This is a genomic window from Rubripirellula amarantea (assembly GCF_007859865.1).
Classification (GTDB): Bacteria; Planctomycetota; Planctomycetia; order Pirellulales; family Pirellulaceae; genus Rubripirellula; species Rubripirellula amarantea.
Genome location: NZ_SJPI01000002.1, coordinates 1,779,479 through 1,786,724, shown reverse-complemented (window position 1 = coordinate 1,786,724; position 7,246 = coordinate 1,779,479). Strand labels below are relative to the sequence as shown.

Annotated in this window: 5 protein-coding genes; 4 read left to right on the top strand and 1 reads right to left on the bottom strand. The window is 51.6% G+C overall.

Translation table 11 applies throughout. The features are described 5' to 3' along the window. Positions 1 to 357: IS4/Tn5 family transposase DNA-binding protein (locus Pla22_RS20120; protein ID WP_207310424.1), on the bottom strand; the 357-nt coding region annotated here is incomplete at its 3' end. Positions 358 to 793: 436 nt separating this feature from the next. On the opposite strand from Pla22_RS20120, the gene Pla22_RS26010 reads away from it, so the two are divergent. The 4 genes from Pla22_RS26010 to Pla22_RS25760 all read left to right on the top strand — a co-directional run bounded on the left by Pla22_RS26010 (position 794) and on the right by Pla22_RS25760 (position 6,035). Beyond that, complete coding sequence (locus Pla22_RS26010; protein WP_390620295.1) at positions 794 to 934, top strand: PEP-CTERM sorting domain-containing protein; 141 nt, start codon at positions 794 to 796, stop codon at positions 932 to 934. A gap of 260 nt (positions 935 to 1,194) precedes the next feature. Next, entirely contained in the window at positions 1,195 to 1,779 is a 585-nt protein-coding gene (locus Pla22_RS20110; RefSeq protein WP_146516498.1) for a hypothetical protein, read from the top strand. 2,426 nt (positions 1,780 to 4,205) lie between these two features. Further along, complete coding sequence (locus Pla22_RS20100; protein ID WP_146516497.1) at positions 4,206 to 5,390, top strand: hypothetical protein; 1,185 nt, start codon at positions 4,206 to 4,208, stop codon at positions 5,388 to 5,390. 450 nt (positions 5,391 to 5,840) lie between these two features. Continuing rightward, a complete protein-coding gene (locus Pla22_RS25760; protein WP_242632185.1) occupies positions 5,841 to 6,035 on the top strand; it encodes a hypothetical protein in 195 nt (64 codons plus the stop codon). Positions 6,036 to 7,246 lie beyond the last annotated feature (1,211 nt).

Genomic DNA, 7,246 nt, shown 5'->3' with positions numbered 1-7,246 from the left:
ATGCATGAAGGCTCCGCTACGTCGACCGTGCGCCATCGGTCCGGCACCCTCGACTTCACTGCTCGGCCGAGTCAGGTCCAGTTCCGTGGTGTCCTGCACCAACAACGCGACTCTCTGTTGCCTGAGTCGGGCGTAGGTGGCGTCGATGTGGGGTGCTAGCACTTCTTCGAAGCCGACTTTGTCGTTGTCGAAAAAACGATACGCGGCGACCATCTCGGCGCGGTCGTGGCAGGCTGCCGGGATGCTCGCCGTTGAGGATTGGGAAAGCGTATCGAGCAGTTCGACCAAGCGACGCTCAAGTCGCTTATCACGAAGATCAGCCGTTTCCATTTCATCCATGACCCACTGACTTGCCATCGCCTGACACCTCCGTGACCAAACAACCTATCCATCCGTGACGCGAACTCAGCAATTTAGCTTGACCCGAAAGATGAGCCAACGTCACAATTGGGCAAATGACAAACTTGTGTGTAACAACAAACTCCCGGCCCGGTGATGTGTGTTTGTCTTTGCGAGAAATCAAGATATCTTTCAGTTGGGATCCGTGTTCACGACTAGCCTATCTGGAAATGCTCTGCTGACGAACGAAACGAGATCTGAATCGCGAGCAATAGTTGCGCTGGATTTTGTTAGCGACCTCGGCACATCGGATGAAGTGTTCCTCCGAACGGATGACGCTTTGTTCGCGACTGAGTTTCAGAACTTTTCAATTTCTGGCGAGGGTTCATTCCTGCTACCAGGAGGTCGCACATTTGATGGCATCACTCCGGGTAGCTATGAATTGGGTTCGCGCATGAGGTGTGAGGGTACCCACCAAGTCAACGCTCGGGCATCTGTTGTTCCGGAGCCCTCCTCGTTCTTAATACTCGCGATCTTTGGCTTGTCAGGGTTTGTGCGGGCTCGAAAGTCATGCAGTCTTTCGATGAAGGACTAACCCCCTTAAGACGCAATCCAGTTTCTGGATCACAGGCTCCCTCTAGGTTGGGTACATCGCATAATTTGATAGACGGACATTGACTGCGTGTTGGGCCGCGCTGGGCTGAACGTGTCGTGCAGCCTGTTCGATGATTGGTCAGGTCACATCAGTTTCTGGCAAGCTGAGAAGCGTGGTTTACCCCATAAATTGAGCTCGCTAGATTGCTTACATGCACTGGTGCCGGGCATGATTGAAATCTTTGAAAACGGGGTGAAGCGGTGAGTTTGCATGTGAGAGCCGAGAAGTTAGAGCAATTGCGAGCGGCGTTCTTAGATTGCCACGATTTGGGAATGAAAGAAATTAAACAGCTCGATACGCTGCTAAAGGCGGCGGTGGACTTTGGCTACGATAAGTGTTCGCAGCAGTCGACAGTGGGCCGGGTTAGCGATCGCGGAAGTGAACCGGATTTGTCACGCCAGATCAGTAAAATGGTTCCTAGGAAGTTTAGGAAGTCCTGCGAGATGACTGAGGCATTTCGTATCGTCCTTCGCTGTTATGGAGGTATACGACGCGCAAAGTTTCTGCAAGCAGATGTCAAACCATTGCTGAGTAACGAACATGTTAACTTTGCCTCTGCTAGTCAGTCTGTGCTGGCGAAACTTGAGCGTCGCGGCGAAGTGCTACGAGTAGATCGTGGCTACTATTTACCCACCGGAGAACTCAATGAGGTGAGCGGCTTCGCCCCGCAGCGAATCTCCATGAGTTCGGAGACTCGCAAAAGCCTTAAAATCGCTGTGGAAAATTGTGGAAGAATTCCGCGTGCCGAGGTTGAATCGTTTTTGAAATCACTACCACTGAAGTAACCTTTTATCTAATCAGGTCGCCAAGCAGCTAGGGAAAGACTTACCGCAGACAACGGTAATAGCTTTATAAATGGGCTGGCTTTCCATAAGGTCCCGACCATACGCCGTTCTGAACGATTACAGATGCGAACGGATATTCCGATGGAAACTTCCGATCGCGAAACGAAATTTTGGTAGTGACCTGATTTCTGCGGGGATAGTTCAGCGAGTTCGCGCCGGTACCGTATGGGGCATTCGCATTGAGCAACCACCGCGTATGTATTGCACGCGGCCAATTCTCCTAGGCCAACTCTGCGTCATTCCTGCCAGGCATGGCGATTTAGGCTTCAACCTTCTGTCTCTACACTCCGAGCATCGCCTAGGTGCCCTTAAACAGGATTGACGTTCTGCGGCTCCAGATCCGGTCAATCTCGTATTGGCTAATTACCAAGTGCGAAATTGGCGACTCATGACTGCGCTTTCGCGTGTGCTGGAGTGTCTTCGCATCTACTGTGGTGCTCTGGTAACTGATGCGAGTCGCCATTCACGACCGTATATCCGTGAGAACGATCGTCGCGAGTTTTTGCGAAAGGAAGTTCCGGAAAAGTTCCATAGCCAGTTAGGGATGACGGACACGTACCGCTGCGTGCTTAAGCGTATTAGGCAGTACACGAAAGCGTGCGTGATTAGAGTCAGACTTGGGGAGTCAAAAATGAGCAGTCGAGATGAATTTGGCAAGTGTATGAGGAGGTTGATTCGCAGGGGAATCCATAGGGAAGTTTGAAAGACGGGTGTTCAGAATTGGAAGCAGATCCGAAGTTTCTAGGCGTGTGTTTGGAGCGTGGAGTTATCGGATGAGATGAATCTTGTCCGGTCAAGCTCATGGCCGGGGCGGCGTATCGAGCATGCCGGGTTTTAAAACCCGGCACGCATTGGGTGGTCGCGAAACTTAGCGAGGTATTCACGACGGCGTATGCATCGCTTTGCCATCGTTGAAGTCAGGTTGCTCGTTGCCGTGGAAGCGTTTTTGGAGGTAGGCGTCAATCGATGAATTGCCCTGCAGCCATTGTCGCCGAAATCCTTGTAAATGCTTCGGACCCTCGCCCAACGCAACGATGCCTTGCTCGAAGCAATTCTATTCACGCTCACTCTGGCAGTTCGTGGACCAAATAGTCGGTCGAATACCGAGACGTTCGCACAATGGAAAGACTAAGTGGCTGTCCCAATGCTTCGAATTGGACAAGTGCTCGCCTAGTGACGGCCCTTCCAAGCGGTGGGCAGTCGTTTCAGTACTGGTCGATACCTCACTGCAATACACCGGCGGGGCGATTGGTTTTCCCCGTTCGCTTTGAGGTGGAGGCGTCGCCATCGACGAAAGGGTTATTGGTGGATCGTTTGATCGTTTCGCTGGCCAATGCCGGTTGCGTGCGTTGCCCACGGTCCCGAAATAGGATTGTTCGCTCGGCAATCATCTGCCGATGGGAAAGGAAGCGTGATTCTTACTGTCCCAACGCTTCTTGAACCAATGAAGACCGGAGGTGCGGTGTCATGAATTCTCCAGCGCACTGCAAATAGAATTGCCAAGGCTCACGGTTGTCCTCAAGTCACGAGGAGCCGAAGTTCCGTTGATTACGTAGGACAGCAGGGAGTGGAGGAGATGGGGAGCAAAGTGGTTCTCCCAACTTTCCAACTCCCAATCCCGCATACGCGGGGGCGGTGTCGCGTCTGATTCAAACAAGTGATGACGTCACTACGCCGTCCCTGCCTTTTTCGTTCTTGGCCTACGACAAGGACGTCGTCATGGAGTCTCAATCGAAATTCTCCGCCACCGCTACGTTCGAATTGCCAGACGACCTGTGCTGACATGCTGACCAGCCACTGCCTATCCACAGGCGGCGATCATGTCGAGCAAACCCACGAGAGCAAGTATGATCAGGTAAGCGTTGAAGATGTGTTGAAAGAAGCTCCTAGGAGTGGGATTGAGTAAGGGGATTGGATAGAGGGAATAGTTGTGGAAGAAGGTTGTTGTGTAGTGAGCATTGGGTATTGGATTTATGGGTAGGGAGGGAGTGTTTTTGGATTAGTGGGGAAAGTGGAAGTGTTGGTTTTTACGGTGTTTTGAGAGGTGAAAGTTTTTAGAGGGGTTTTTTGCATGGTTGAGGAGCATTTGGCCGCGGAAAACGCTGGGTTTATGGTTGGTTTGGTGAAGTGTTAGTGTGGTTATCTATCGGACGTACAACAACATACGTTCAACTAGTTTTTTGGAGGTTGGGATCGAGAGTTGGTTCCCGGCATGCGTTAATTGTGCTGCCGGGTTTTAAAACCCGGCACGAGAAGTGACGCTCAGAAGAGGTTGGAACCTCAAGTCGTTGGAATCGCAATCGCGTTTTGGATAGAACCCGAACTGAAGTTCGTTAGGAGATTCAGGTTCAACAAGCGGAGCGATAATGCTCGAGAGCAAATACGAGTACGAGTACGAGGAAGATTACGCAGAGGAGTATGGGGTAGAGGGCGATTCGTTGACGGAGTGTTTGGAGCTTGCGGTCACCAAAGCGGGTTGCGACCTTCAAAAGCAATGGGACAAACATTGTCGGCGGTGTAGGCAGAACTCCGAGTTGGCGGAGTTGATGATGAAAGATCGTGACCTTGGTAGGAAGTTCAAAGGTCTTCCCGATCAGTTGTTCCGTTGTCAGATGCTCTTCGCCGGGGACAGCGAACTTGATTCGAAGATGATACCAGTGTGGCGTTGTCGCAATCGAAAGCTGTGCCGCCACTGTGCGGAGACAACTACCAGCTTACGATCGCATCAGGTCATGGAAGCGAGTGCGAAGTTCCAAATGGAGTTGGATACCAAGTTGCTGTTGTTTCATAAGATGCTGATCACTCCGCCCGAGCGACTTTTCAATTGTCGTGGTGGAGTCCGGACAGCATTCGAGTTGTTAAGAGGAACGTGGGCGGAGTTGGCGAGGCGTGCTGCGACATACCCGTGGCACCCTACCCAGCGGAGTAAGGCACTGGGACCAATTGTCTACGGGATACATGTTGTCCCGCACTACAGCACAGGACAGGTTTCGTCAGACCTGATTCATATGCACATGGGTGTGGTGACAACGAGTCGATTGGGAGCCGATGAACTGGATCGGAGGTTGAAAGATTGTTACGCCTCGGTCGCGAGACGACTGAAAGTTGAAGTGAATCCAGATCGAGATGTTGACAACAAGTACAAGGCCAAACTTCCACGGTTGTCGGAGCGGAAGAAGATCAGTTCGAACGATGAGTTTGCTAAGCAGTGTTTGCTTAGAAAAGAGTTCCGGCCGCTTGAGAAGGGATCGCCTCAAAACGTCCAAGCGATCCGATATGCCAATTACATGGCACGACCAATGAAGAGAGGTTGTACGCCGGAAACATTGTGGGACTCAGTTCGACTCTGCCATGAGAACGGAATAAAGCTCGAGCATTTGTATGGGGTTCGTTCCAAGAAGCAGATCACGATGCCTGAACTGTACTGTGCTATTAACCCCGTAAAGATGGGTAAGAAGTTGCTTGTGCGGATCGACAAGACGAGCTTTTCTGCCGTGGTTTTTTATCCTGAAGCTCCATCAATGAAAAAGGGCAAGCCGGTGTTGTATTGAGAACGTCATTCCGCAATTTGAAGACGTCGCGATCTCTTAGCGATGTCTGTAGCTCCAGGAAGTCTCATTGCCTGCTCCGCCGGACTTGATTCTCATGCACTTGGGTGTGGTGATGATAAATCGGCTGGGAGTTGACGAGCTGGGTCGAAGTCGAAGCAAAGCTGCGAGTCGAATGCCAGTCGATTCAGTGGGGAAGTGCACCCTGCTCTGGATATCGTAACAAACTATCTGACCAAGCTTCCGCGACTGTCGGAGTGGAAGAAGGTCAGCGTGGTTGATGAGTTTACTAAGCAGTGTTTCTGCCAGCTGGATATTCTCTCGAAGCCTACGGTAGTTTCCGAAACCTGATCCAAGCGAACCCGCGTTTGATACGGATCATCTCCCTGGTCGTCTGCATCAACTTGCTGCTGATTCACATGGATCTCCAGAACGGTTCCAATCTCGTTTGCCGTGATCACAGGCATCCCGGTCGCATTTGCCAGCGGCACGATCACCGTCGTGACGATGGGCGTGGATCTCAACGCAGCGGTGTGGGTAGGCTTCACTGCGTTGTGCGGCCTGGCCGTCGACGACGACGTCGTGATGGCGGCCTGCATTCATCAGTTGCTGAAGAAACGCAAAGTGGGATCGACTGAGTACATCTGAAGGACGGATCATGAAGCCGCCCTCAAACATACCCGTCCTTGCATCGTGACGACGCTCGCGCGGCTTGTCCCATTATTGATTGCAACTGGCCGCTGTGCTGACGTGGGTCGTCTTCAAATTTTGCGTGTTGCTTCGGTGGCTGATGTGAGTCCTCATCCACGGCAAACTTCCAGAGAACGATCTTTGGGCATTAGTGCGAAAAAAGGTTCCGGAAGAGTTCCACGGTCGGTTAGCGATGACGGATACGTAGAGCGTGCGTAATCAGGGAAGCGTCGAAGATGTTGTTGAAAGAGGTTCACGACAACTTCGCAGCGGCAGGCTTTGTAGCGTTCGACAAGCTCCTGGCGAGGGAAGAGGCCGCTTAGGTAGCCCAAGGCTTCTACGCCGCGTCCGTGGGCCCCTGGGGAGGCCAGGGCGAGTGGAAAGGTAAGGCGGAATCTGCATGGATCCGGCAAGTGTGTGGAGAGGTTGAATTGGAGGGAAGTTAGGAGGAAGAGTTTGAGGGGTGTTCTGATGGGGAGGTTGTTGTCTGTCGAGCAACAGCGGGAGGAGATGTTGTGCGTTTGTCGGAAGTAGATGGGAAGTTCGTGGCAATTGTGGAGGATAGTTGGTGGGGAGTTTGGAGACTGTTTTTAGCAAGTGTGTGGAGTGGCGAATTGGAAGTTGGTGGATCGGTTGAGCTAATGGTTGGGATGGTGTGAGGGGCTGCCGAGTTTAAAAACACTGCAAGGAGTGTCCGTCGCCGAAAAGTAGTGAAGCGACTACCGGAACATGGGAGAGGAATGTTAGTAGAAGGAGGAAATCATTGAGGAGAGAGTTGTTGTTGCGGTTGATCATGTAGGGAGGAATGTTGTTGAGCAAGCGGATCGGATAGGTGGAGTTGTTGTGATGAAGCAGCAAAGGAGAGAGTGTTGTTTAAGGAGCATTGGGTATTGGATGGATGAGCGTATAAGAGGTGTTTTCGGTTAAGCGGGGAAAGTGGAAGTGTCGGTATTCACGGTGTTTTGAGAGGTGAAAGTTTCTAGACAGGTTTTTTGCATGGTTGAGGAGCATTTCACCGCGGAAAACGCTGGGTTTATGGTTGGTTTGGTGAAGTGTTAGTTGGTATTAACTATTTGACGTATAACAACATACGTACAACTAGTTTTTTGGAGGTTGAGATCGAGAGTTGGTTCCCGGCACGCGTTCACCTTGCTGCCGGGTTTTAAAAC

Bases quoted from the DNA above. Each gene is read 5' to 3' on its own strand.
- Pla22_RS26010 (WP_390620295.1), top strand. From the start codon at position 794: ATGAGGTGTGAGGGTACCCACCAAGTCAACGCTCGGGCATCTGTTGTT.
- Pla22_RS20100 (WP_146516497.1), top strand. From the start codon at position 4,206: ATGCTCGAGAGCAAATACGAGTACGAGTACGAGGAAGATTACGCAGAG.